Raw genomic sequence first — 25,529 nt, forward strand, 5'->3', positions numbered from 1 at the left:
TCAGCTGACCGACCGAGAAGAGGTCAGCCGGACCGGCGCGGGATCTTCAGCTACCGAGTCGGCGAGAGACCGGACGGAGGTCTCGCCGACCGAGGAGTCAGCTGAAGGAGACGGGGATGTAGACGTCGCCGGTGCGGTCGTTAGCGGCGAAGTGGTCGCGCCGCGAGACGATCGCGCAGGTGAGGTCGGGGTCGCTGCAGTCGAGGCCGTTGTTGATCTCGGCGATGCGGATCTGGGCGGTGAAGGTGCCGTTGGTGGCGATCGGGTACGACGCACTGCCGCCGAGCGGGTTGTTCGTGACCCAGGCGGACGGGCCGACGGTGGTGCCGCCCTGGCCGTCGCCGCCGGCGCACGGGCTCGGCTTGGTGCCGTAGCTGTAGTCGGACGGCACCGCGCAGAGCGCGACGTAGTACCCCTGGCTCGCGCTGTACCCGCTGCCGGTGACGGTGATCGTCTCGCCGGCCGCGGCCAGGCCGGTCGCGTTCGACGCGCTCAAGGTCTTGCCGAGGTTGCTCGCACTGCCGGGCGCGGCATGGGCGGGGGTGATCAGACCGACGGCCAGCGCTGTGGCGGCGGCGACGGTCAGGACGGTACGACGGATCATCGGGCGGAATCCTCTCGTCTGAACTTAGGTTAGGTTTACCTAAGTAGCTCGCTCAGAATAAGGGTTGCCTAACCTGGAACGCCAGCCTCATTCCCAGACGGCAGGCAGCCCGTGCGGCGCCGCGTGACCGAGAACACGCCGTACGCCGCCGGGCCAGGTCTGCAGCACGATCAGGAACTCGTACGGCGCGTCGGGCGTGCGGCGCATCGGCTCGAGGCACAGCCGCGCGAGTGGAGCTGAGGAGGTCGCCCGCTCCCCCAGCGCGGCGATGGCCGCGTCCGCGACGATCTGGTCGTCGCGGGTCAGGTACTGCCACATCACCGAGTGCCAGACGACCGTCGCGTGCCCCTCGGACAGTTCGAGGTTGCGCAGGAACGAGACGGCGTCCTCACGGCGTACGTCGGCGGGGACTGTGCGCGCGACCTCGAGTGCGCCGCGCAACCGCTCGAGCCGGGCGGTCATGTCCGGCCAGACGTACGACATGAGCGTGAGCGCGCCGTCGTGCGTCAGGGGGTTGACCGGGTTGATGTCGCTGCCGACGCGCTCGGCGATGCGGAGGTCGGGCGCGGGGATCATCGGGCGGCCGGACCAGGCGTCGGCGAAGACGACCGGGCTGCCGGGGGCACCGAAGACAAGGGTTTGGGCTGGGACTCGCTCGGCGGCCGGACTGCTTGGGGTGGTGCCGACTTGGGAGGTGGTGAGGTCAGCATCCTTGGCGGACGCGGGGCCGGCCGGCGAGGAGGCGTGCGCGTCAGGCGAGGTGGTCGGCTCAACAGCACCGGCCACCTCGTACCGGAAGCAATCCGCGCGCAGGTTCAGCCCACCACTAGCCCCGATCTCGAACAGCCGGACCGGCAGCGGTACGACCTCGAAGAGCCGCAGCAGCCCGCCGTACAAAGCAGTCGACCGGCCGACCTCGTTGGTCTGGGGCGGCTGGTCCAGCAGGTTCTGCAGCTCGGCACCACGGGACTGCAGCACCTGCTCGAACGCTTCCCACCCCAGCACCGGGTCCCAGTCACCACCGACGCTCGGGTAGAACACCGCCAACTCCGGCGCCTCCCCCGCAAGCACCAGCCGGTGCACCGAGCCCAGCAGCCGCAGCGCGAGCGCCGACGGGCCCGGGTCCTGCTCGTGCCCGGCCAGGACCCGGGTGGTGACTCCGCCGAGCTCGTAGTCGTCCACGAGCCGGCGGAGCAGGTCGGCGTACAGCGGTGAACCCAGCTCTTCACACGCGGTCGCCTGCAACTGAAAGGCCTCTACGACATCCACACCGCAGACACTAAGAGGTCAGGCGATCCAGCACCGTCTTGGCGGTCACCCGCGCGTCCTCGTCCTCCAGCGGCGAGCCGTGCGAGTCCGTCAGGTAGAACACGTCGACGCACTCCGCGCCCAGCGTCCCGACATGCGCCGACCGGATGTCCGCACCGGTCGCAGCGATCGCCGCAGTCACGTCGTACAGCAGCCCGGGCCGGTCGTGCGCCCGGACCTGCAGCACGGTCGCCGTCTCCGATGCACCCGGCAGCAAGTCCACGCGGGCAGCCGGACCCTTCCGAGCCGAGTCCCGCGCGGCCAACCGCCGTACGAGGTCGCTGTTGTCGCGCAGAGCCACAGCAAGCCGGTCTCGCAGCCGCACCGGATCAGGCGGCGACCCAGCGACAGTCCACGACGAGATGCCCAGCCCCTCGACCGAGGTGATCACCGCAGACCGCACAGCCAACCGCTCCACAGCCAGTACGGCGGCCACCGTCGACAGCGTCCCCACCTGGTCCGGCACAGCCACGTTGACCCGCAGATCCCCGTGGTGCTCCGACACTGTCACACCCAGCCGACCCACCCCAACCACCTGATGCAGCTCCGGCGTAGGCAGCGGCGGTGTCTCGTTCCAGAGCGAAGCCCCTCCGCCGGACAGCTCACCACGCACCCGCCGAGCCAGCTCCCCCACCAGCCGCAGCCGCCAGGGCGACGAGGCCGCAGGCCCAGCAGCCCGGGCATCGGCGTACGTGAGCGCCTCCAGCAGGTCCAGCGTCTCCGTGTCGCCGACGATCCCCGCCACGAGGTCGACCGTCATCGGGTCGTCCAGATCCCGACGAGTCGCCACCTGCGCGAGCATCAGGTGCTGTCGCACCAGCAGGGTGATCGTCTCGACGTCAGCCTCGCTGAAGCCCAGCCGACGCCCCACAATCGCAGCAATAGCAGCACCGGTCACGCTGTGGTCGCCCTCGACCGCCTTGCCCAGGTCGTGGATCAGTGCGGCGACCAGCAGCAGGTCCGGACGCCGTACGTCGCGCACCATCGACGACGCCTCGACACAGGTCTCCAGCAGGTGCCGGTCGACCGTGTAGCGGTGGATGGCCGACTGCGGCGGCCGGAAGCGCACGCTGTCCCACTCCGGCAGCAGCCGCGAGATGTAGCCGGTCTGGTCGAGCGTCTCCCAAACCTCCAGCAGTCCAGGCCCTGCACCGAGCAGCGCACAGAACAGCCGCCGGGCCTCGCCCGGCCAGGGCTCCGGCAGCTCAGCAGCAGTCGCCGTAAGCCGTGCAGCCACAGAAGGCGACAGCACCAGCTCCCTGTCCGCAGCAACAGCAGCAGCCCGCAGACCGAGCGCCGCGTCCCGCTCCGGCCGGGCGTCCGGCATCAGCACGACTTCACCCTCGTGCTGCCCGACCCCCTCGTCCAGCGCGAGCAGCAACGGCCCACCGGTACGACGGCGCCGCGAACGAGGCGGCCTGGCCACCAGGCTCTCGATCCGTCGCCAGGACACGTCGCACACGTGCGCCAGCGTCCGCCCGGTCGAGTAGACGTGTCGCAGCAACGCGTCTCGCCCCGAAAGCCCAAGCCCAGCAGCAACTTCACCGGTGACGTCGGCAACCAACCGGTCGGTCGCCCGGCCGGCAACGGTATGCAGCTCGTCCCGAACGTCCAGCAGGTCCAGCCGTGCCCGCTCCAGCACCGGATGCGGTACGTCGACCAGCCACGACGCAACCAACGCACGCAGCACCACGGCGTCCCGCAGTCCGCCGTACGCCTCCTTCAAATCCGGCTCGGCCAGGTGCGCGAGCTCCCCGACGTTCGTAGCGCGGTCCCGGCAGGCTTGAGCCAAGGCCGGCAGCCGATCGCGAGCCGTACGACGCCAGTCGGCCATCAGCACCGACCGCAGCTGCAGCGTGAGGTGCGAGTCCCCCGCAACGTGCCGCGCGTCCAGCAGGCCGAGCGCAACCCGTACGTCGTCAGCAGCTGCCTGACGTGCCTCGTCCAAGGTCCGCACACTGTGGTCCAGCCTGGTCCGCGAGTCCCACAGCGGGTACCAGATCTGTGCGGCGAGCTCGTCCACCCGTGGGTACCCCTCGACGTGCACGAGCATCACGTCGAGATCGCTGTACGGCGAAAGCTCCTCCCGGCCGTAGCCGCCGACGGCGACCAGCGCGACGCCCTCGGTGGGCACACCGAGGGCGTCACAGGCTTTCGAGAGGAGCAGGTACAGCAGCGCGTCGGCCTCCTCGGCCCGCGCGCGCCGCTGTGCTGCCCGGTCCACCATCTAGAGGGCGTCTCCGTCGGTCTCGCCCGTGCGGACCCGGACGATCGTCTCGACCGGGGTGACCCAGACCTTGCCGTCGCCGATCTTGCCGGTCTGCGCGGCCTTCACGATCACGTCCAGCACGTCGGCGGCGTCACTCTCCTCGACGACCACCTCGAGCCGGACCTTCGGGACCAGGTCCACCTCGTACTCGGCGCCGCGGTAGACCTCGGTGTGGCCCTTCTGCCGACCGTAGCCGCTGGCCTCGGTCACCGTCATCCCGGTCACCCCGAAGGTCTCCAGCGCGGTCCGGACGTCCTCGAGCTTGTGCGGCTTGACCACCGCGGTGATCAGCTTCATGCGTTCGCACCTTCCTTCTCAGAAGAGTCCTTCTTGTCGGCCGGCTCGTCGGAGACGGGCGCGGGGGCCGGAGTCCGGACCACCGTCGCCGGGCCCCGCAGGCCGGAGCCCGCTGCCAGGAAGTCGTACGCCGACTCCGCGTGCTCGAGCTGGTCGATGCCGGTGACCTCGTCGTCCTCCTTGATCCGGAAGCCGATCGTCATGTCGATCAGCTTGGCCAGGATGAAGGCGACCACGAAGGAGTAGACCCCGACGATCAGGTTCGCCAGCGCCTGCCGGCCGAGCTGCCCCGCACCACCACCGTAGAACAGACCGTCCACCGCGGACGGCGCGGCGGCCGTGCCGAGGAAGCCGATCGCCAGCGAGCCGACCAGACCGCCGACCAGGTGCACGCCGACGACGTCGAGCGAGTCGTCGAAGCCCAGCTTGTACTTCAGCGAGACCGCGAAGGCGCAGATGCCACCGGCAACGACACCGAGGATCAGCGAGCCGACCGGGGTGAGCGCGCCACAGGCCGGGGTGATCGCGACCAGACCGGCGACCGCACCGGAGGCCATGCCCAGCGTGGTGGCCTTGCCGTGCCGGATCCGCTCCACGATCAGCCAGCCGATCACGGCGGCCGCGGTGGCGCACTGGGTGTTCACGAAGGTGACGGCGGCCGTCGTACCGGCGGTCAGGGCGGAGCCGGCGTTGAAGCCGAACCAGCCGAACCACAGCAGACCGGCGCCGAGCACGACCAGCGGCAGGCTGTGCGGCCGCATCGGGTCCTTGCGCCAGCCGACCCGCCGGCCCAGCACGATCGCCAGGGCCAGCGCGGCCGCACCGGCGTTCACGTGCACCGCCGTACCGCCGGCGAAGTCGATCGCCTTGATGCCGGTCCCGATGAAGCCTCCGCCGCCCTCGCCGTCGAGGAACCAGACCGAGTGCGCGACCGGGAAGTAGACCAGCGAGGTCCACAGCGCCACGAACACGATCCAGCCCCGGAACGACGCCCGGTCGGCGATCGCGCCCGAGATCAGCGCGGGGGTGATGATCGCGAACATCAGCTGGAAGCCGACGTAGGCGAGCGTCGGGATGGTGCCGCTGACCGCGTCGGGCGCGATCAGTCCCTTCAGGCCGGCGACCGAGAAGTTGCCGATCACCCCACCGTTGTCACCACCGAACGTGAGCGAGTAGCCGACCACCACCCACAGCACGGTGACGACCCCGATGGTGATGGCACTCATCATCATCATGTTCAGCACGCTCTTGACGCGCACCATGCCGCCGTAGAAGAAAGCCAGGCCCGGTGTCATCAAGAACACCAGGGCGGCACTGACCAAGACCCAGGCGGTATCGCCGGCGTTGATCTCCATCAACGTCATCCCTTCCATCGATCTGGGGGTGGCCCGCGTCCTCATCGAGGAGTTCTCCACAACGCCGGGAAGCCCACGCGCGGCCACATCGCAAACGGTGTCGGCGCGCCGTTTCAGCCGATCGGTCCGGATGTTTCAGGCATGTGACAAAGCGGTCGGTCAGGTGACATCCAGGTGACATCGAGTCATGTGTGGCACTCTGGCCTCATCACACGGCCCGCAGCCGCGCCACTGCGACCGTCCGAGCTGGGGAACACGACCGATGGGAACGAGCAGCGGGGAAAAACCACGCCGGGGCCGGCCACGGGACCCGGACGCCGAGCCGAGGATTCGGCGGTACGCCGTCCAGCTGCTGCTGCAGCGCGGCTTCGACGGCATGACCGTCGACGACGTCGCCGAGGCGGCAGGGGTCGGGAAAGCGACCATCTACCGGCGCTGGGCCAGCAAGGAACAGCTGGCCAACGACGCGCTGGCCGACATGTTCGACGTCGAGATCCCGGACGCGGACACCGGTTCGATCGCGGGCGACCTGCGCCAGGTCTACCGCGACGCGCTGATGTTCGTGAACAGTGCCGAAGGAGTGGCGCTGGTCCGGCTCGCCGTCACCGAGATGAACCGCGACGAGCAGTTCGCGGTGTTCTACCGCGCCTTCCTGCAACGCCGCGTCGACGCGGCCGAGGCGACGCTGAAGCGCGCCCGGGCCCGGGGTGAACGCGTCCGGGACAACGCCGACCCGGTGCTGATGGTGCAGTGGCTCGCCGGGGTCCTGATCATCCGCGCGATGACCGGGGAGCCGATGCCACGCGTCGAAGACGCCGACCACTTGGTGCAGATGACGCTGCGCTGCATCGTCGAGTAGCCCGTACGACGGCCCGCCGTTCCGCCTTGCAGGGCAAGGCAGCGCGGTGGGTCAGCCGCGCAGTCCGGGGCCTACGGCAACGGCCGCCACCTTCAGCTCGGCCACCCGCCGTACCTGGCCGGTCTCCAGGCTCCACGCCAGCATCCAGTTGGTCACCTGGACCAGCACGGTCTCGCTGTCGTACCAGCCGAGCACGGCGCAGCAGCCGCGCTCCCGGACCGCGTCAGGCGTCTGCGCCCCGGTCGCCGGCGGTTTGGCCGGCGGGGTCTCCCCCAGCACCATCAACCGGCTCGGCTGGTTGTCCACCGCGGAGATGGCGGCGACCACTTGCGGGCGCGAGGCAACTGTCGGTACCTGCGGCAGCTCGTCCGCCACGAACACCCGAGCGGCCAGGCTGCCGCTGGTGAAGGTCTGCCCGGCCCAGCGCTGCACCGGCAGCTGCACCGGGCTGTCCGCCGTCCAGCCCCGCCGTGTGTACCGCATCAGCACCACCTGGGTGGTCACCCCATCCAGCCGGTACGGCGCGGTGCCGGCGTCCGGGTCCACGCTGGTCTGGACAGGGACGACCTCCTCACCGGTGGCTGACACCCGGTAGGTGCTCCGCGGCCCGCTCACCAGCAGTCGCTCACTGTCCCCGAGCCAGGACACGCTGCGGATGTCCTGGGTGGGCAGCGGGATCCGCCGGGTGGTCGCACGGGTCGAGTCGAGCACCACGACGGCGCCCGGTTGGGGGAAGGCCACCAGCCGGCCACTGGGAGCGACCGCGCCGGTACTGAGAGGTGCGCCTGTGGCTATCGGGACCAGGTCGACGGCAGCCTCCGACCAGTTCGCCGTACTCCCCAGCAGCAGCGGCCGGAAGTTGTCACCGTTGCGCGAGAGCACCACCGCGGCGATCTGGGCGACCGGCTTCTCGGCGAGCGGCGCCGGGTTGTCCGGGTAGTCCAGCTCGCCACCCATCGGCGTGACGATCCGGTCGAGCCACGCCTCGCTACCGGCCTGCGGCGCGATCCAGAAGTCCATGCCGGCGATCTGGCCGGCCGGCGGCACGTACCCCGGCGGATGAGTCGGTACGTCGTCCGGCGGCTTCAGCCCGAACGACGACCCGTTGACCGCCACCAGCGCACCGGCCACCGCCACCACCAGTACGACGACGATGGCCGCGATCACCTGGCCACGACGCCTCCTGCGGCGGATCGACAGTCCGCCGGCCCAGGCCGCGTCGGCCAGGTCCGGCTCGGGCAGGCCGCCGATCGCCTGCTCCAGCAGGGGTCTGACGTCCTCGCGCCTCATCGCCGCTCCGCCGGGTTGCGCCAGTCGCCCAGCCCCAGGCCACTACGGAACCGGCTGAGCGCAGTCTGGCCGTGCCCGTGCACCGCCGTGTGCGACAGGCTGAGCAGATCGCCGATCTCGAACTCGGTCAGCTCCTCGTAGTGCAGCAGCACGAACACGGTCCGCTGGACGGGTGTCAGCTCGGCCAGGGCCGCCAGTGTGGTGTCGTCGCTGGGCGTGAACTTCACCGGGTGCCAGCGCGACAGCGCCGGCTGGTAGAGCAGGCGCTGGACGAACACGTCCGGGTCGTCCGGCCGCCCCCACACGAGCGCCAGCCGGCTGAAGGCGTGCAGCAGTAGTTCTTCGGCCCGCGCCTGGTCGCCGTAGACCAGGGCAGCGGTTCGGAGCCACCTGCCCTGCCGCGCATCGACGTACGAGGCGAAATCGGGGTCGATCGAGTCGCGCATCCACCCTCCCGCCCCTATTCAACTCCTCAACTACTGCGCGCGGCCACAGCCAATCGAGTGTCTTCTCCGACCAGATCGCCGTTGATCGCCGCTCCGGCGGAGAAACCGGCCGCCGCGGAGGTGACCACCTGGCCCATCGGGTCCGTCACGTTGCCCGCGACCCACACGCCCTGGACGCTGGTCGTCCCACCCGGTCCGGCCTCGACGGCGGTCCCGATGACGAACCCGCGAACCTCCCGGTCGACCGCCTTGAGTCCCAGCTCGTCCAGGAACTCAGCACGCGCCCGCAGCGTGGTCTGCACGGCCAGGGCCTGCCGCGGGATCACCCTGCCGCCCTCCAGCCGTACGCCGGTCAGCTGGTCGTCGGTGACCTCCAGCTGCTCCACAACGCCTTGCACCACAGAGATCCCGCGCGCGGCCAGCTCCTCCCACTCCTGCTCGGTCGGCTCCGGACCGGTGTGCAGGAACAGCGTCACGTCGTCGCTCAGCTGGCGGAACATCATCGTCTGGTGGACAGCCATCGGTCCGGTCGCCAGTACGCCGATGGCCTGGTCCCGCACCTCCCAGCCGTGGCAGAACGGGCAGTGCAGCACGTCCCGCCCGAACCGCTCGGCCAGCCCCGGTACGTCGGGCAGCTGGTCGGTCAGTCCGGTGGTGACCAGCAGCCGCCGCGACTCGTAGCTCCGACCGTCGGCCGTCTCGACCACGAAGCCCTCAGACGAAGCCCGGGCGGACGTGACCGTCCCGGTGAGCACCTCCCCGCCGTACCCGGTCACCTCCTGGCGCCCGAGCGCGGTCAGCTCCAGCGGCGGGATGCCGTCGCGGGTCAGGTAGTTGTGCACCCCGTCGGCGGGGGCGTTGCGCGGGTCGCCCTGGTCGATCACCAGTACCGACCGGCGGGACCGCACCAGCGGCAGTGCGCCACTCAGCCCGGCCACGCCGCCGCCGATCACGATCACGTCGTACATGTCGATCTCCTCTATCTCCTTCAGCAGGTCTGATCACAGCATCCGCAGAGTTCTCGAAAATGACAAAGATCTTTGCCAAGATGGCAACATGAGCGAATTCGACGACGTGCTGGAAGCGGTCGGCCCCCGGCTGCGCAGGCTGCGCCAGGAGCGCGGGACCACGCTGACCGACCTCGCGACCTCCACCGGGATCTCGATCAGCACCCTGTCCCGGCTGGAGTCCGGGCAGCGCCGCCCGACCCTGGAACTGCTGCTGCCGCTGGCCCGGGCGCACCAGGTCCAGCTGGACGAACTGGTGGACGCTCCGCCGACCGGTGACCCGCGCATCCACGCCAAGCCGATCAAGCGGCACCACGGCGCGATCGTGATCCCGCTGAGCCGGCGGCCCGGTGGGCTCCAGGCGTTCAAGCAGATCGCGCCGCCGGGTTGGCCGGGCGGCGAGGTCAACCAGCAGACCCACGAGGGCTACGACTGGGTCTACGTACTCTCCGGTCAGCTCCGGCTGGTCCTGGACGACAAGGACTTCATCCTCAAGGAGGGTGAGGTCGCCGAGTTCGACACCCGCGTCCCGCACTGGTTCGGCAACCCGGGCCCGGAGCCGGTCGAGATGCTCGGCCTGTTCGGCCCGCAGGGAGAGCGACTGCACGTACGCGCCAAGTCACAGTAGGCTTCGGCCGCTTGGTCGTACAGACGAGAGGATCTCCCCGTGAGCGTCGCGCTCTTCACCCTCGGCGGCACCATCTCCGTGGCCGGCGGTTCGAACCGGTTGACCGGGGCCGAGCTGACCGCCGCGGTGCCGGGACTGGCCGACCTGGGGTCGGTGCTGGAGGTGCAGGACGTCGAGGCCGTTCCCAGCGGGAACCTCACGCTGGCAACGATGCTGGACGTCGTCGACGCGGCGTCGAAGGCTGTCAGCGCCGGTGCGTCGGGTGTCGTGGTCACCCAGGGCACGGACACGCTGGAGGAGACCGCGTTCATGGTCGACCAGGTCTGGCCGCACCCGCACCCGTTCGTGCTGACCGGTGCCATGCGCAACCCCACCCTGGCCGGACCGGACGGCCCGGCCAACCTGCTGGCCGCGGCACGCGTCGCCTGCTCCCCTGCCGCCCGGGACCTCGGTGCGCTCGTCGTGTTCAACGACCAGATCCACGCGGCCCGCTGGGTCCGCAAGACGCACAGCACCAGTACGGCGACCTTCGCGTCTCCCAACGCCGGGCCGATCGGCCACGTGGTCGAGGACCAGGTCCGCATCCTCACGAAGCCCGCCCGCCAGGACGGCGTACCGGGACGACCTGAGGCCGGTGACCTGGACGCCGCTCGCGTGGCGCTCTACACCGTCACCATGGACGACGACGGGCTGCTGCTGGAGGGACTGGCCGATACCCACCAGGGCCTGGTCGTCGCGGGCTTCGGCGTCGGCCACGTCCCGTCCGCGCTCGCACCGGTGCTGGGTGCGCTGGCCGAGCGCATGCCCGTCGTACTGACGTCGCGGACCGGTGGCGGCTCGGTGCTGCGCAGCACCTACAAGGCGATCGGCTCCGAGTCCGACCTGCTCGGCCGGGGGCTCATCGACGGCGGCTTCCTCGACCCCTACAAGGCGCGAGTGCTGCTGAGGTTGCTGCTGGCAACAGGTGAGGGCCTGGACGAGATCACTGCGGCGTTCGCGCAGCACCACTGACCGCGGCGGCCTTCAGCGTCAGGTAGTCCCGTTCCGGCAAGCTCGTCGTACGGCGGGCCGCTGCGCGGAAGTGCTCCGCGGCGGCCTCCGTGTCACCCCGCATCTCCTGCAGATGCCCTCGTACGGCGTCCAACCGGTAGTGCCCGGCCAGCGGCTCGTCGAGCGGCTCCAGCATCGCCAGCCCGGACTCCGGGCCGTCGACCATGGCCGCTGCGATCGCCCGGTTGAGCGTGACCATCGGGTTGCCGGACAGCTGCTCCAGCAGGCCGTACAGCGCGAGGACCTGCGGCCAGTCGGTGTCCTCCGGCTTGTCCACCTCGTCGTGCAGCGCCGCGATCGCCGCCTGCAGCTGGTACTCCCCCAGCGGCGGCCGGCCGAACGCGTCGACCGCCAGTGCCAGTCCCTGGGCGATGAGATCCTGGTTCCACAACGAGCGGTCCTGCTCGGCCAGCGGGATCAGCTCGCCGGACGAACCGGTGCGCGCGTCCCGGCGGGCATCGGTCAGCAGCATCAGAGCGAGCAGTCCGGTCACCTGGCCGTTCTCCGGCAGCAGTGCGTGCACCATCCGGGTCAGCCGGATCGCCTCCGCCGCCAGGTCGCTGCGGTGCAGCTCGGGACCGCTGCTGGAGGTGTAGCCCTCGTTGAAGATCAGGTAGAGCACGTGCAGCACGTTGCGCAGCCGCTCGTCGCCCGGCTCGAGCTCGAAGGACGCACCCTTGATCTTCTGCTTGGCCCGGCTGATCCGCTGCGCCATCGTCGACTCGGGCACCAGGTAGGCCTGCGCGATCTCCGTGGTGGTCAGACCGCCGACCGCGCGCAGGGTGAGAGCGATCGCCGAGGCCGGTGTGAGGTCCGGGTGGCAGCACATGAACAGCAGCCGCAGGGTGTCGTCGGTCTCCTCCACGTCGTCAGCCGGTACGTCGCGCTGCGCGGCCAGCTCCTCCCGGCGCCGCCGGGCCTGCTCCTGCCGGATCTCGTCGATCACCTTCCGGTGCGCGGTCTGGATCAGCCAGCCCCGCGGGTTGTCCGGTACGCCGTCACGCGGCCAGGTGCGAGCAGCAGCCAGCAACGCCTCCTGCACCGCGTCCTCGGCCGCGGCGAAGTCCCCGGTCCGCCGCACCACGGCACCGACCACCCTGGGCGTCAGCTCGCGTAACAGGCTCTCCAGCTCCATGCCGAGGAAACCTACCGCCTAGGGATGCCGCCGGACCCGCTCAGGGCTCGCCGTCTCCAGCGGTACGTCGACAGCCGGGATGAGCCCGAGGTGCGTGCTCTGACGGGACAGCGTCGCGTCGAACAGCCACTCGGTCGCCGTACGGATCCTGTTGCCCGGCATGGAGAGCAGGTGGTAGCCACGGGTCACCGCCTTCGCGGGCAGACCGCCCAGCGGGATCTGCAACGGGTTCGCCGCCGCGTCGATGCCGCCGAGGTCCACCACGAAGCCCAGATCCTTGTGCTCGTAGGGCTTGCGCTCACCGGTGCCGAACGACGCCGCGACGTTGTGCGCGGCCCGACGGCCCTGCCGCTCGGCGTGCTGCGCAGTCATCGGCGTCACCTCACCAGGCCGTGTCAAGTCCGGTACGGCGGCAGCGTCGCCGCAGGCGAACACGTCCGGGTGGCCCGGCACGTTCAGGTACTCGTCGACGACCAGCCGCCCCTTCTCGGTCTTCAGGCCGAGCCCCTCGACCACCGGGTCGGGCCGGACACCCACGCACCAGATCAGCGAGTTGGTCGGTACTTCGGTCTGGTCGGTCAGCCGGACGCAGTCGTGCTTGGCCTCCTCGACCGACAGGCCCATCCGCACCTCGACACCGCGCTTGCGGAGCACCTTGTCCGCCGTACGGGACAGGCGCTGGTCCAGCTCGGGCAGCACACGGTCGGCGATGTCCAGCAGCATCCAGCGCATCTGCTGGTCGCGCAGCCGCGGCCTGCGCTTCTTGAGCAGCTCGGTGAACAGCACGCCGTGCGCAGCGACCTCTGTCCCGGTGTAGCCAGCTCCGACCACGACGAACGTGCAGAGCGCGTCCCGAGCGTCCTGGTCGTCGGTGGCGTCGGCCAGCTCGACCTGCTGGATCAGGTGGTCGCGCAGGAACACAGCCTCCGGGATGCCGCGGAAGCCGTGCGCGTGCTCGGCCACGCCGGGGATCGGCAGCAGCTTGTTCACGCTGCCGGCGGCGATCACCAGCCGGTCGTAGTGCAGCGCACCGGCGTGGCCGGCCGGATCCTCGTACGAGACGCTGCGCTCGTCCAGGTCGAGCCCGTCGACCTCACCGAGCACCAGCTGAACCTCCGGCAGCGCGTCTGCCAGTGCCACCGTCAGCCGGCGCGGCTCCAGGATGCCGGTCGCCACCTCGGGCAGCAGCGGCACGTAGAGGAAGTAGTCGGTCGGGTTGACCAGCACGATGTCGGCGCGGCCCCGGCTCACCCGGGACAGCGTCTTGGCAGCGTGGAACCCGGCGAACCCGGCTCCGACGATGACGATCCTCGGTCGGCTCATGCCTCTTGATACCAGATCCCGGGCAAGCCCAAACGGGATCAACAGAGTCGAGCGGTAACCGTGCGTCAGTCGAGCAGGGCGTCCACGAACTGCTCGGGGTCGAACGGCGCCAGGTCGTCGGCGCCTTCGCCGAGCCCGACCAGCTTCACCGGTACGCCGAGCTCCCGCTGCACCGCGATCACGATGCCACCCTTGGCGGTCCCGTCCAGCTTGGTCAGCACCAGCCCGGTCACGTTGATCACCTCGGCGAAGACCCGGGCCTGGGTCAGCCCGTTCTGCCCGGTGGTGGCGTCGATGACGAGCAGTACCTCGTCGACCTCGGCCGCCTTCTCGATGACCCGCTTGACCTTGCCCAGCTCGTCCATCAGCCCGGTCTTGGTGTGCAGCCGGCCGGCCGTGTCGACCAGTACGACGTCGGCCTGCTCCTCGATGCCCTGCTTGACCGCGTCGAACGCGATGCTCGCCGGGTCGCCGCCCTCAGGCCCGCGCACAGTCCGTACGCCGACCCGCTCGCCCCACGTCTGCAGCTGGTCGGCCGCAGCCGCCCGGAACGTGTCCGCAGCACCCAGTACGACGTGCTTGTCCTCGGCCACCAGCACCCGGGCCAGCTTGCCGACGGTGGTGGTCTTGCCGGTGCCGTTCACACCGACGACCAGGACGACGGCGGGCTGGCTGCCCTCGTGCTCGGTCTTCAGCGACCGGTCCATCGACGGGTCGACCAGCGCGATCAGCTCCTCGCGCAGGATCGTGCGTGCCTCCTCGCCGCCGATGCCCTCGACGCGGACGCGGGTGCGCAGCCGCTCGACCAGCTCCTGGGTCGGGGTGACACCGACGTCCGCCGTGATCAGCGTGGTCTCGATGTCCTCCCACGTCTCGTCGTCCAGCTTGTCGCGGGACAGCAGAGCGAGCAGCCCCTTGCCGAGCGAGCCCTGCGACCGAGCGAGCCGCGCACGCAGCCGGACCAGGCGGCCCTGCGCGGACTCCGGCTTCTCCAGCTCCGGCAGCTGGGTGTCCTCGAGCGTGCGCGTCGGGGTGTCCCGCGGCTCCTCGGCGTCCTCACCGACCGTCGGTTCCGCGGTGTCGAGCGGCGCGGGCGGGGTCGCGGGAGGCAGCTCACGGGTCCGGCGCCGGGCGACGACGAGCCCGGTGGTTCCGGCGGCGACCAGGACGACGACCGCCGCGATGATCGCGATCAGCGCGGCGTCGGCGAGCATCGGGACAAGCTGAGGAGTCAACACGGTTCCCCATCTTGGCAGACACTCATGCCAGATCCACGATCGGTCGCGTTGGGTGAGGCGCCAGTTCCGGGCGGTGCGTGAGCAGTACGACGGTACGACGGCCCGCCGCACGGAACAGGTCGCTCAGCAGACTCTGGGCGGTCTCCTCGTCCAGGTGCTCGGTCGGCTCGTCCAGGACGAGCACGTCGTGGTCGGCCAGCAGCAGCCGGGCGAACGCGAGCCGCTGCCGCTCGCCGCCGGACAGCCGGGCGCCGTGCTCCCCCACCATCGTGTCGAGCCCCTTCGGCAGGCCGTGCACGAAGTCGCCGAGCCGGGCCCGGTAGAGCGCGTTCCACAGCTGCAGGTCGCTCGAGCCGGGCTTCGCGAGCAGCAGGTTCTCCCGGATGCTCGTGTCGAACACGTAGCTCTCCTGGGTCAGCAGCCCGACCCTCGACCGCACCTGGTCGCCCTCGAGCCGCCGTACGTCGGAACCGTCCAGCAGCACCTCACCGGCGCGCGGCTCCAGGAAGCGGAGCAGCACCAGGGCCAGCGTGCTCTTGCCCGACCCACTCGGACCGGTGATCACCACCCGGCTCCCAGCGGGCAGATCCAGGTCCAGGTCGCGCAGTACGTCGTCCGGACCGTAGCCGACCCGCAGACCCCGCACCTGCAGCCCGGATCCAGCAGGCATCGGCAGCGGGTCCGACGGCTCGGCCACCGGCACCGGCGTACCCAGCAGGTCCTCCACCCGCTGCAAGGCAGCACGCACTCTGATCGCCAGTTGCGCAGCGACCGGGATCCCGCCCAGCACGTCGGCCAGCGCCAGCGGCGTCAGCACCAGTACGGCGTACACCGGGCCCGACTCCCCAGTCCCGAGCACCAGGCCGGCAATGCTCGCCGCCCCGACGCAGACCACCAGCAACGCGCCACCAAGACCAGTACTCCAAGCAGACCGCCGCTGCGTCGCAGCGAGCCGCCGGTCCGCCGCCTCGAAGGACGCCAGTACGTCGTCCACCGCGTTGAACGCCAGTACGTCGGCCGCCGTCTGCAGGTTCTCGGTCGCGGCCGCAGCGACGTCTCCCCGAGCCCCCGCCATCATCCGCTCGGCCCGGGCAGCGCTGGCCGCCGTCAGCCAGGGCACCACCGTGCAAGCAACCAACACCGCCACGGCCACCGCAGCGCCCACCACCGGCAGAAGCAGCACCAGCAACCCGACTGTCGCCGTAGCGGTCACCACCGCGACCAGCACCGGCAGCAGCACCCGCAACCACAGGTCGAGCACCGCATCGATGTCCAGCACCAGCCGAGCCAGCAGGTCCCCACTCCGCGACGACGCCAGCCCAACAGGTGCCAGCGGCTCCAGCCGCTCGGTGATCCGAGCCCGGGTGTCGCCCAGCACCCGGTACGCCGCGTCGTGGCCGGCCAACCGTTCGACGTACCGGAAGACGCCGCGACCGACTCCGAAAGCCCGCACCGCCACGATCGCCACCAGCAGCGTGAGCACCGGCGGCTCGGCGGACGCCTTCGTGATCAGCCACGCGGACGTGGCCAGCAGGCCGACCGCAGTCCCTGACGCGAGCACTCCAGCCAGCACGGCGAGCAGCAGCCGCGGCCGCACCCGGCGCGCAGGCATCGCCAGTCCAAGAACGCTCATACCGTCACCAGCTCCCTCGACACCGACACCACTCGATCAGCCGCCTCCATCAGCGCCGGCCGATGTGCGACCAGCAAGACCGTCCGTCCGGTCGCCCGCAGCCCAGCGACGACCGCAGCCTCGGCCACGGGGTCCAGCCCGGCCGTCGGCTCGTCCAGCAACAGCACCGGCGCCTCGGTGACCAGCGCCCGAGCCAGTGCGACCCGCCGCCGCTGTCCACCCGACAGCAACTGCCCCTGCTCACCCACCGGCGTGTTCAACTCCAACGACGCAGCTCCTGCCGTGTCCAGCGCCTGACGCACCTCTGCGTCAGTCGCAGCGGGCCGCCCGAGCCGAACGTTGTCCGCGATGCTCCCCACCCGCAGACCGGGCCGCTGCGGCACCCACCCGAACTGCTGCCGCCACAGCCCCATGTCGAACTCGTCCATCGCACTCCCACCGGCGACAACCACACCACCGGCCGGTACGACGAACCCGAGGATCGCCGCCAGCACAGTCGACTTCCCAGCCCCACTAGGTCCGGTCAGCGCAACCACCTCACCCGGCCACAGGTCCAGATCGAAGCCCTGTAAGGCCGCCTGCTCCCGATCCGGGTACCGCACGGTCACGTCGTGCAGGTGCAGCCCGACCGACCGGAGATCCGGTACGTCGGTCCGCTCGCCCTGCAGCGGCAGCGGCGTCTCCAGCACCCGGAACACCTCTTCGCTCGCCGCCACCCCGTCAGCACTCGCGTGGAACTGCGCACCGACCTGCCGCAACGGCAGGTAGGCCTCCGGCGCCAGGATCAGCACCAGCAACGCGGTCTCCAGCCCGAGCTTGCCGTCGACCAGTCGCAGCCCGACTCCAACCGCGACCAGGGCGACCGAGATGCTCGCCAGCAGCTCCAGCACGAACGACGACAGGAACGCGAGCCGCAGGCTGGCCATCGACGCGACCCGGTGCTCCTCGGTCACCCGTCGTACGGACTCTGCCTGGCCCTTGGCCCGACCGAACAGCTTCAACGTGGCCAGCCCGGACACCACGTCCGAGAAGTGATGAGCCAGTACGGCGAGCGCCCGCTGCCGCCGCCGGCTGTAGGCCTGCGTGGCCCAGCCCACCAGCGCCATGAACAACGGGATCAGCGGCAGCGTCACGACCACGGTCGCCGCAGCGATCAGGTCGCCGGTCGCCATCCAGCCGACGACTCCAGCCGGGACAGTAGCCGCCAGCACGAGCTGCGGCAGGTACCGGGCGAAGTACGGATCGAGATCGTCGAGCCCCTTGGTCAGCAGCGTGGTCAGCTGGCTGCTGCGCTCCCCACTGAGCCACGAAGGCCCCAGCTTCAGCGAGTGCTCCAGGACCCGCCGCCGCAGCGTCGACTTCACCGCAGCCGCCGCCCGCTGCGCCACGACCTCCTGCAACCACGTCAGCGCCGCCCGGCCGGCCACAACCGCCGCCAGCCACCAGGCCACCTCCGCAACACCAGAGCCGTGCAGCACGACGCCGGAGATGCCCTTGGCCAGCAGTACCGCCTGCAGGATCACCAGCAGACCAGTGGCGACCCCGATGGCCACCGACCCGGCCATGAACAGCCGGGCCGCCTTGGCCTGGCGCAGCAACCGCGGATCGATCGGCTTCATCAGACGCCGACGATCACGCGCTTGCGGAACACCCAGTACGTCCAGCCCTGGTAGAGCATCACCAGCGGCGTGAAGATCGCCGCGATGACGGTCAGGATCTTCAACGTGTACGGCGTGGAGGCGGCCGCCGCGGTGGTCAGCGTCGAGCCCGGGTCCAGCGTCGACGGCATCACCGCGGGGAACATGGCGACAAACAGAGACGTCACCGCGAGCGCGACCGCCACTGCGGTCCCCGCGAAGGCCCAGCCCTCCCGGCGCAACCTGTTCGCCACCAGCCCACCCACGAGCGCCAGCGCGGCGCAAAAAGCGATCACGGCCGACCACCGGTCGCCCCGGAGCTGTTGGGCCCAGGCCAGGAACCCGACAGCGAGCACAGCCGCCACCAGCCCGGTCCACCCAGCTAGACGGTTCGCCCGCTCGCGCAGATCGTCCGTCGTACGCAAGGCCAGGAAGATCGCGCCGTGAGCAACGAAGACCGCTGTGAAGGTCACCCCGCCCAGCAACGCGAACGGACTCAGCAGGTCGCCCAGCCCACCGACGAACTCGTACGACGCGTCGAGCGGAATGCCCCGGACCAGGTTGGCGAAGGCGATCCCCCACAGCAGCGCCGGCGCCAGCGAGCCGATCGTGATCAGCGTGTCCATCCGCGACCGCCACGGCAGGTCGTCGCGCTTGCCCCGGTACTCCAGCGCGACCCCGCGCAGGATCAGCGCCACCAGGATCCCGAACAGCGGCAGGTAGAACGCGCTGAACAGCGTCGCGTACCACTCCGGGAAGGCCGCGAACGTCATCGCGCCGGCCGTGATCAGCCAGACCTCGTTGCCGTCCCAGACCGGCCCGATCGTCGTCACCACCGCCCGCCGCTCGGGCTCGTCCCGGCCCAGTACCCGCAGCAGGATGCCGACGCCGAAGTCGAACCCCTCCAGCACGAAGTAGCCGATCCACAGGAACGCGATCACCATGAACCAGACCGTCGTGAGTTCCATCGTCAGTCCCCTCAGTACGCGAAGGACAGGGGCTTGGCCTCGGCCGAGCCGTCGTCGGAGTCGGGCCCGTCGGGATCCGCCGGCGGTGACGTCCCGGCCAGTCCCGCCCGGATCGACTTGAGCATCAGCTTCACCTCGACCACCGCCAGTACGCCGTACAGGACGGTGAACCCGATCAGGCTGGTCAGGATCTCCGCACTCGTCGTCCCCGGCGACACCCCGGCCGACGTCGGCATCAGCCCGAACACCAGCCACGGCTGCCGCCCGGTCTCGGTGAACACCCACCCGAAGACGTTCGCGAACAGCGGCAGCAGCGGGAGCGGAAGTGCCATCCAGATCAGCAGCCTGTGCGGCTCGCGACCCTTCCGGGTCATCCACAGCAGCAGCACCGCCAGCGCCACCGCCGTCATCCCGACCCCGATCATCAGCCGGAAGGTCCAGTACGTCAGCGGGACGTTCGGGTTGTAGGAGCCGGGACCGTAGAGCTTCTCGTAGGCCTGCTGCAGGTTGTTGATGCCCTGCACCTCGCCGTCGAAGGTCCCGGTGGCCAGGAAGGACAGCAGGTACGGCACCTTGACCGAGAAGATCTCCTTCGACCCGTCCAGCGTGCCGACCGTGAACACCGAGAACGACGCCGGCTTCTCCGACTCGTACAGCGCCTCGGCCGCCGCCATCTTCATCGGCTGGACCTCGGTCATCACCTTGCCCTGCTGGTCACCGCTCAGGGCCACTCCGGCGCCGGCCGCGATCACGATCACCGCGCCCAGCCGCATCGCCGTACGGAATGCTCCGGTGTCGACGCCCGGCCGGCGGACGAGGTGCCAGATTGCGACCGCCGCGACGAACGCGCCGCCGACCATGAAGGCGGCGAAGATCGTGTGCGGGAAGGTGACGAGCACGACCTTGTTGGTCAGTACCGCCCAGATGTCGGTCAGCTCGGCCCGCCCGCGCTCGGCGTTGTAGCGGAAGCCGACCGGGTTCTGCATCCACGAGTTGGCCGCCAGGATGAAGTACGCCGAAAGCTGCGTGCCGAGCACCACCATCCAGATGCAGGCCAGGTGCACCTTCTTCGGCAGCCGGTCCCAGCCGAAGATCCACAGCCCGATGAAGGTCGACTCGACGAAGAACGCGAGCAGCCCCTCCAGCGCCAGCGGGGCACCGAACACGTCGCCGACGAAGCGCGAGTAGTCGCTCCAGTTCATCCCGAACTGGAACTCCTGGACCAGGCCGGTGACGACGCCCATCGCGATGTTGATCAGGAAGAGCTTGCCGTAGAACTTGGTCAGCCGCAGGTACTTGTCCTTGCCCGTCCGGTACCAGGCGGTCTGCAGGCCGGCCGTGATCGCGACCAGCGAGATCGTCACCGGCACGAAGAAGAAGTGGTAGACGGTGGTGATCGCGAACTGCCAGCGCGCCAGATCGAGCGTGTCCATCGGCCCTCCCGGGCGATCTACGACGTTACGTAGTAGATGCTAGCGCAGATCTACGACGGGATGTAGTAGATGCCGGCGGCGATCTACTACAACGTGTAGTTATACTGGTCACGTGACCACCGACCCGAAGGCTCCGCGACCGCTCGGCGAGCTCGAGCGGGTGGTGATGGAGCAGCTCTGGGCGGCCGACACCGCGCTCACCGTGCGGGAGGTCCACGAGCGGCTCTCGCTCACCCGCGACCTGGCCTACACCACCGTCATGACCGTACTGGACCGGCTGGCCAAGAAGAAGCTGACCGAGCGCGAGCGCGACGGCAAGGCCTGGCGGTACAAGGCCTCCGCGCCGCGCGCCGACCTGGCCGTCGACCTGATGCGCGACGCGCTCGACCAGGCCGGTGACCGCCGGGAGGCGCTGGTCCGGTTCGTCGGGCAGGTCTCCGACGAGGAGGCCGCGCTGCTGCGCGAGGCCCTGAGCAGGCTCGAGGCGCGGGAGGGGTGATCACCCCGATCCTGCTCGCGGCACTGGCTCTGGTGCTGACCGGGCCGGCTCCAGCCTTGCTGGCTCGATCCAGCTGGCCCTACCGCATCCCGCGCGCGGCAGTAGCTCTCTGGCAGGCCCTGTCGATCGCCGCCGTACTGGCCGCGCTCGGCGCCGGCATCTCCTTGTCGTACTCGACAGCAGGCGAGCCCGGCGAGCCACGCTTCGACCCGTCGTCAGCGAGAGACCTGGCCGCGGCAGCGGTGCTCGCACTGACCGCACTGGTCGCCATCAGACTCCTGTACGCCGCCGGCCGCGTCGCAGTCGGGACCAGAGCCCGTCGCAAGCGCCACCGCGACCTGGTCGACGTACTGGCAACTCCGGACGGGCTGATCCCCGGTCTGCGGGTGCTGGCCGAGGAGACTCCGCTCGCCTACTGCCTGCCGGCAATGCGCGGCTCCCGCGTTGTCGTGTCGGTCGGCGCACTCGATCGGCTCGACGACAGCGAGCTGCGCGCCGTACTGGCGCATGAGCAAGCGCACCTCCGCGCCAGGCACGACCTGGTCCTGGAGGCGTTCACGGCACTGCACATGGCGTTCCCGCGCTGGGTCCGCAGCGATGTCGCACTGGAGCAGGCGCGCACGCTCGTCGAACTGCTCGCCGACGACGACGCACGCCGCCGCAACGGACCACTCCCGCTGGCCCGTGCCCTGGTCGCGCTCGCCGGTTCCCCCGCGCCCGCGGCCGGCATGGCGATGGCCAAGTCCGCGACGGTCCTGCGAGTCCAGCGCCTGGCCGAACCCGAGCCACGCTTCCCCGTGCTGTCGGCGGCCACCTACACGACGGCCGTCGCCCTGCTCGTTCTCCCCACCGTCACCGTGGCCGCGCCGGTGCTGAAAGCCCTGGCCGAAGCGCTGCGGTGACGCGGGGCCGTTGCCTCAAGCAACGACCCCGGGAATCCCCCACTACCCGAAGCGCTTCCCCTCACCCCGTGCGACCGCAAGCAGCACGAGCCCCGACAGAACCAGCAGAACAATCATGGTGAAAACGAACGTGAGCACAGACCTACAACTCTCCCCGCCTTGATGCGAACAACCTCACAGGTGATACGCACCTAGTCTTCCAGAAGTTCCCCGAAAGCCTTCGCCACCTCGTCGACCGGCCACGCCAACGTGTCCGGAGTCACCACCAGCTCGACCCACGACCACCCCGGTACGTCGGCCGCCTGCCAGGTCCAGGTCAGCGACTCGCGCGTCGCCTCCATCCGGCGTACGGCGGCCCGCTCCATCTTGCCCGCCGGCCGCGGCGCGAAGACGCGGAACGAGTTCGTGTGCGGCGGCTCCGGGAAGACCCGGAACCCGGTGGCCTGCAACGCGACCGCCAGCTCGACCGCCCGGTCGCGCAGGTCACCCATCAGCGGCAGCACCGATCGCAGGCCTTCGCGCGCCGACACGGCGTACGGGAAGAGCGTGTACGGGTTGGCACCGAGCCGGCGCTGCCAGCGGCGCACCTCGGCGATCACGTCGACCGGTCCGGCGACCGCGGCTCCACTCAGCCCACCAAGGCCCTTGTAGAAGGAGACGTAGACCGTCGTCGCCAGCTCGGCGACCTCGGCCAGGCTGTGCCCGAGGTACGGCGTGCTCTCCCACAGCCGCGCACCGTCCAGGTGCAGCGGTACGCCGCGAGCCGCACAGGCCTCGGCGAAGAGCACCAGCTCGTCCCAGGTCGGCAGGACGAACCCGGCGTCGCGCAGCGGCAGCTCCAGCGTCACCGCGGCCAGCGACCCCGGGATGGCGGCCAGCTCGTCCGGCCGCGGCTGCCGCGGCTCGGCGGTCAGCCGCTCGATCCGGAGCCGGTGCACCTCTTCCAGTGCGTTCAGCTCGTGCACCAGCAGGTGGGACAGCCCGTGCACTGCGACCCGCTGCGTACCAGCCCGGTCGGCGAACACCCGGAGCACGCTCTGCTGCGCAGCGATCCCCGTCGGCATGAACACGGCCGCCGGCTTGCCCAGCAGCTCCGCGACCTCAGCCTCCAGCAGGGCGACCTCACCGCCACTGCCGTAGCCGTCGCGCTGCTCATCGGTCGCCACATCGGCCAGCTTGCGCAGGGTGTCCGCCACGGACGGACGGCGCCCGGTCAGCCAGCGAGTGGACTCGGCAGCAGCCGCCTTACGGCGTGCCTTCAGGTCTTCGGAGGAGTCAGCCACCGTTCCATCCTCTCCCTCCCGGCAACCGGGTTTTCACACCTGGGTGGTGACGACGTGCTCCCCCTGGACGGTCCGGATCTCCACCGACCGCACCTGCTCCAGCGGCACCAGCACCCCGCCGCCGAACCGGCTGCCCTCGCGAGCGGCCTTGTCCGACACGATCCAGCTCCCGGCCGTCCACGTCCGGCCGGTCTTGTCGGTCACGAGCATCTCGCACTCGGCTCCGGCCTTCAGACCGGTCAGGTTGACCACGATCCAGCTCCAGCCGGTCCGTGGCTCGACCGTCGTCGCCATCGTCGTACCGGTCACCGCATCGGTCGCACTGACCTGCTTGGACCCGGCCGGCGTGTCCTCGGCCACCACCTGGTCGACCGACTGCCGCCCAATCGCCACTCCGCCGCCGAGCGCTCCGGCGACGACGACTATGGCGGCAGCCGCCAGCAACCAGGGCCGCCTCGACCTGCTCGCCCGTATGACGGGAGTCTGGGCCGTCTCGACGGAAGCCGGAGCCGCCTCACGAGCAGCCCGCAGCGTCCGCTGCAGCAGCAGGTCGCCGTCAGCCGGCGGCCCGTCCAGGAACGCCTCCGGCGGAACCTCCCCGAGGAACTCCTTCATCTCCTCGAACTCCGCCAGCTCGGCGCGGCACTCCGCGCAGCCGGCCAGGTGCTGCTCGACCTCACGAGCCTCGTCGGGCTCCAGCGCGCCCAGTGCGTACGCACCGAGCTGGGAGCGGTCGTGCCCGCCATCACTCGTACTCATCGGGCCACCTCCGCTCCAGCTCCGCCCAGCGCACTCCGCAGCGCTCGGAGGGCGTAATACGATCTCGACTTCACGGTACCGGGCGGGACGCCCAGCTCCTTCGCGGCCTCGGTCACCGTCCGGCCCCGGTAGTACAGCTCGACCAGGACCTCGCGGTGCTCGGGCGTGACGTGGTCCAGAGCGTCCAGCACGACCATGCTGTTCACCACCGAGTCGGAGTGGTCCCGCTGGACCGGCGGCCGGTCCTCCACCTCGGCGACCTCGGCAGGCCGTACGGCACGGGCGCGGGCCCGGTCGGTGACGATGTTGCGGGCCACGGTCAGCAGCCAGCCACGGACCGAGCCCTTGCCGTCGATCAGGTCGTCCGAATGCTTCCAGGCCCGCAGCAGGGTCTCCTGCACGACGTCCTCGGCAGCGACCCGGTCGCCCGTCAGCCGGGTGGCGTACGCGAGCAGGCTGCGGCCGTGCTCGGCGTACAAGGAGCGGATCAGCTCCTCGGCACTGCGGTCCGGCTCGCCCACCGCAGTCCTCCCGGCCTCGACGCTCGCGGTCGTTCGTACCCTAGGCGATCCGCCCTGCCGAGCCACCGCAGGGCCCTGGAGCACGTACCCGACCGACATCGTGCTGACTCAGTAGCCGGAGTTGCCGGAGTCGCTGCCGGCCGGGGTGGTGATCTTCTTGCCGTCGGCGCCGACGACCCACCACGTACCGAGCACGCCCTGGCCCTTGCCGTCACCGGGCTTGGTGTCGGGCGCGTACTGGTACAGCGGCGCACCGGCCAGCGTGAGCTGCTTGCTGCCGTCGGTCCGGGTCACCGTGCCGACCAGCGAGCCGTCGACACCGTCCAGCTGCGGCGCGGCCGTGCCGGCCATCACCGGCGGCCACAGGGCGGCGCACTCGCCGTCACAGTTGGACTTCGACGGGCTGGTGCTGTCCGTGTCGAAGACGTACAAGGTACGTCCGTTGCCATCGACAACGACCTTGCCGAAGTTCCCGACGTCCGCCGTCGCCAGCTTCGGCGCGGCAGTCGTGTTCGGGGTGGTGCTCTGACTCTGCGGCGCGGCGGCGGGGGTCGTCGTGCCGTCGCCGCTACCACAGGCGGCCAGGGCCGCCAGGCCGAGTACGGCGGTGGCGGCGACAAAGGCGAAACGCTTCATGAACTGCTCCTCGGGACGGGTGTTTCTCGAACACCCTCCACACGGACAGATCGCCGGACCGGTTCACGAGTGTGACGCAGGTTATCGTCGCGGTATGAGCAACGACATCCCGACCGCCGTCCAGCGCGCTCTGGACGCCATCGACCAGCTCGACGCCGACGCCTTCGTCGCCGCTTTCGCCGCCGACGGCTACGTCGACGACTGGGGCCGCAAGTTCCAGGGCCCGGACCGGATCCGTTCCTGGAGCGACGGCGAGTTCATCGGCAAGAACGTCACCTTCACCGGTACGACGGTCGCCACCCCCGGCAACCCGGTCACCGTGCTCACCCAGGTCGGAGGCGACGGCTTCAACGGCCCGTCCCACTTCACCTTCGACGTCGAGGGCGACCACCTCGCCTCGATGACCATCACGGCCTGACCGCGACCCCTCGCCGGCACACCGCCGTACC

General features: G+C 70.3%; 25 protein-coding genes. 6 read left to right on the forward strand and 19 right to left on the reverse strand.

Annotated elements, in window-relative coordinates; genetic code table 11:
- Window positions 1-97 precede the first annotated feature (97 nt).
- The 5 genes from ACYVIO_RS40355 to ACYVIO_RS40375 form a co-directional block, all read right to left on the reverse strand.
- Complete coding sequence (locus ACYVIO_RS40355; RefSeq protein WP_460656299.1) at window positions 98-604, reverse strand: hypothetical protein; 507 nt, start codon at window positions 602-604, stop codon at window positions 98-100.
- An 87-nt stretch (window positions 605-691) separates the two neighbouring features.
- A complete protein-coding gene (locus ACYVIO_RS40360) occupies window positions 692-1,873 on the reverse strand; it encodes a DUF2332 domain-containing protein (RefSeq protein WP_460656300.1) in 1,182 nt (393 codons plus the stop codon).
- A gap of 10 nt (window positions 1,874-1,883) precedes the next feature.
- The gene (locus ACYVIO_RS40365; RefSeq protein ID WP_460656301.1) at window positions 1,884-4,139 is read right to left on the reverse strand and encodes a [protein-PII] uridylyltransferase; all 2,256 of its coding nucleotides are present in this window, start codon (window positions 4,137-4,139) and stop codon (window positions 1,884-1,886) included.
- Entirely contained in the window at window positions 4,140-4,478 is a 339-nt protein-coding gene (locus ACYVIO_RS40370; RefSeq protein WP_460656302.1) for a P-II family nitrogen regulator, read from the reverse strand. It lies immediately after the preceding gene.
- A complete protein-coding gene (locus ACYVIO_RS40375; RefSeq protein WP_460656464.1) occupies window positions 4,475-5,842 on the reverse strand; it encodes an ammonium transporter in 1,368 nt (455 codons plus the stop codon). Before ACYVIO_RS40375 ends, ACYVIO_RS40370 begins: the two co-directional genes overlap by 4 nt.
- Window positions 5,843-6,095: 253 nt before the next feature.
- Here ACYVIO_RS40375 and ACYVIO_RS40380 point away from each other — a divergent pair, with 253 nt between their 5' ends.
- Complete coding sequence (locus ACYVIO_RS40380) at window positions 6,096-6,692, forward strand: TetR/AcrR family transcriptional regulator (RefSeq protein WP_460656303.1); 597 nt, start codon at window positions 6,096-6,098, stop codon at window positions 6,690-6,692.
- A gap of 51 nt (window positions 6,693-6,743) precedes the next feature.
- Here ACYVIO_RS40380 and ACYVIO_RS40385 read toward each other — a convergent pair whose 3' ends face one another.
- From ACYVIO_RS40385 to ACYVIO_RS40395, 3 genes are read right to left on the reverse strand one after another with little or no spacing between them, the layout of a single operon-like run.
- Window positions 6,744-7,982 (reverse strand): hypothetical protein, encoded by a 1,239-nt coding sequence (locus ACYVIO_RS40385; RefSeq protein ID WP_460656304.1) that lies wholly within the window; start codon window positions 7,980-7,982, stop codon window positions 6,744-6,746.
- Entirely contained in the window at window positions 7,979-8,428 is a 450-nt protein-coding gene (locus ACYVIO_RS40390) for a sigma factor-like helix-turn-helix DNA-binding protein (RefSeq protein WP_460656305.1), read from the reverse strand. The genes ACYVIO_RS40385 and ACYVIO_RS40390 overlap by 4 nt, the downstream gene beginning before the upstream one ends.
- 26 nt (window positions 8,429-8,454) lie before the next feature.
- Window positions 8,455-9,396, reverse strand: coding sequence for an NAD(P)/FAD-dependent oxidoreductase (locus ACYVIO_RS40395; RefSeq protein WP_460656306.1), 942 nt, complete (start codon window positions 9,394-9,396; stop codon window positions 8,455-8,457).
- 88 nt (window positions 9,397-9,484) lie between these two features.
- Here ACYVIO_RS40395 and ACYVIO_RS40400 point away from each other — a divergent pair, with 88 nt between their 5' ends.
- Entirely contained in the window at window positions 9,485-10,063 is a 579-nt protein-coding gene (locus ACYVIO_RS40400; protein WP_460656307.1) for a helix-turn-helix domain-containing protein, read from the forward strand.
- 39 nt (window positions 10,064-10,102) lie between these two features.
- Window positions 10,103-11,074: an asparaginase gene (locus tag ACYVIO_RS40405; protein WP_460656308.1), complete on the forward strand. Its 972-nt coding sequence runs from the start codon at window positions 10,103-10,105 to the stop codon at window positions 11,072-11,074.
- Here the strand turns inward: ACYVIO_RS40405 and ACYVIO_RS40410 are convergent.
- The 7 genes from ACYVIO_RS40410 to ACYVIO_RS40440 form a co-directional block, all read right to left on the reverse strand.
- Window positions 11,046-12,248 (reverse strand): RNA polymerase sigma factor, encoded by a 1,203-nt coding sequence (locus ACYVIO_RS40410; protein WP_460656309.1) that lies wholly within the window; start codon window positions 12,246-12,248, stop codon window positions 11,046-11,048. The two genes, ACYVIO_RS40405 and ACYVIO_RS40410, sit on opposite strands and share 29 nt — an antisense overlap.
- Before the next feature lie 18 nt (window positions 12,249-12,266).
- The gene (locus tag ACYVIO_RS40415) at window positions 12,267-13,571 is read right to left on the reverse strand and encodes an NAD(P)/FAD-dependent oxidoreductase (protein ID WP_460656310.1); all 1,305 of its coding nucleotides are present in this window, start codon (window positions 13,569-13,571) and stop codon (window positions 12,267-12,269) included.
- Between the two features lie 65 nt (window positions 13,572-13,636).
- A complete protein-coding gene (ftsY, locus tag ACYVIO_RS40420; protein WP_460656311.1) occupies window positions 13,637-14,785 on the reverse strand; it encodes a signal recognition particle-docking protein FtsY in 1,149 nt (382 codons plus the stop codon).
- A 46-nt stretch (window positions 14,786-14,831) separates the two neighbouring features.
- Window positions 14,832-16,442, reverse strand: coding sequence for a thiol reductant ABC exporter subunit CydC (gene cydC / locus ACYVIO_RS40425; protein WP_460656312.1), 1,611 nt, complete (start codon window positions 16,440-16,442; stop codon window positions 14,832-14,834).
- Complete coding sequence (gene cydD, locus ACYVIO_RS40430) at window positions 16,439-18,061, reverse strand: thiol reductant ABC exporter subunit CydD (protein ID WP_460656313.1); 1,623 nt, start codon at window positions 18,059-18,061, stop codon at window positions 16,439-16,441. The genes cydC and cydD overlap by 4 nt, the downstream gene beginning before the upstream one ends.
- Window positions 18,061-19,047: a cytochrome d ubiquinol oxidase subunit II gene (cydB, locus tag ACYVIO_RS40435; RefSeq protein ID WP_460656314.1), complete on the reverse strand. Its 987-nt coding sequence runs from the start codon at window positions 19,045-19,047 to the stop codon at window positions 18,061-18,063. The genes cydD and cydB overlap by 1 nt, the downstream gene beginning before the upstream one ends.
- A gap of 11 nt (window positions 19,048-19,058) precedes the next feature.
- Window positions 19,059-20,480, reverse strand: coding sequence for a cytochrome ubiquinol oxidase subunit I (locus ACYVIO_RS40440; RefSeq protein ID WP_460656315.1), 1,422 nt, complete (start codon window positions 20,478-20,480; stop codon window positions 19,059-19,061).
- Window positions 20,481-20,592: 112 nt separating this feature from the next.
- Between ACYVIO_RS40440 and ACYVIO_RS40445 the strand changes: the two genes are divergently transcribed.
- On the forward strand, window positions 20,593-20,979 hold the full coding sequence (locus ACYVIO_RS40445; protein ID WP_344183668.1) for a BlaI/MecI/CopY family transcriptional regulator: 387 nt from the start codon (window positions 20,593-20,595) through the stop codon (window positions 20,977-20,979).
- Window positions 20,976-21,881, forward strand: a complete 906-nt coding sequence (locus ACYVIO_RS40450) for a M56 family metallopeptidase (RefSeq protein WP_460656316.1) — start codon at window positions 20,976-20,978, stop codon at window positions 21,879-21,881. Before ACYVIO_RS40445 ends, ACYVIO_RS40450 begins: the two co-directional genes overlap by 4 nt.
- 191 nt (window positions 21,882-22,072) lie before the next feature.
- On the opposite strand, the gene ACYVIO_RS40455 is transcribed toward ACYVIO_RS40450, so the two are convergent.
- From ACYVIO_RS40455 to ACYVIO_RS40470, 4 genes are all read right to left on the reverse strand, one after another.
- On the reverse strand, window positions 22,073-23,164 hold the full coding sequence (locus ACYVIO_RS40455; RefSeq protein ID WP_460656317.1) for a threonine aldolase family protein: 1,092 nt from the start codon (window positions 23,162-23,164) through the stop codon (window positions 22,073-22,075).
- A 33-nt stretch (window positions 23,165-23,197) separates the two neighbouring features.
- Complete coding sequence (locus tag ACYVIO_RS40460) at window positions 23,198-23,923, reverse strand: anti-sigma factor family protein (RefSeq protein WP_460656318.1); 726 nt, start codon at window positions 23,921-23,923, stop codon at window positions 23,198-23,200.
- Window positions 23,920-24,444 carry a sigma-70 family RNA polymerase sigma factor gene (locus tag ACYVIO_RS40465; protein ID WP_460656319.1) on the reverse strand — a complete coding sequence of 175 codons (525 nt, stop codon included), beginning with the start codon at window positions 24,442-24,444 and terminating at the stop codon, window positions 23,920-23,922. The genes ACYVIO_RS40460 and ACYVIO_RS40465 overlap by 4 nt, the downstream gene beginning before the upstream one ends.
- Before the next feature lie 108 nt (window positions 24,445-24,552).
- Entirely contained in the window at window positions 24,553-25,080 is a 528-nt protein-coding gene (locus ACYVIO_RS40470; protein WP_460656320.1) for a COG4315 family predicted lipoprotein, read from the reverse strand.
- A 94-nt stretch (window positions 25,081-25,174) separates the two neighbouring features.
- Here ACYVIO_RS40470 and ACYVIO_RS40475 point away from each other — a divergent pair, with 94 nt between their 5' ends.
- Window positions 25,175-25,498 carry a nuclear transport factor 2 family protein gene (locus ACYVIO_RS40475; protein WP_460656321.1) on the forward strand — a complete coding sequence of 108 codons (324 nt, stop codon included), beginning with the start codon at window positions 25,175-25,177 and terminating at the stop codon, window positions 25,496-25,498.
- Window positions 25,499-25,529 lie beyond the last annotated feature (31 nt).

The organism is Kribbella endophytica (assembly GCF_054781295.1).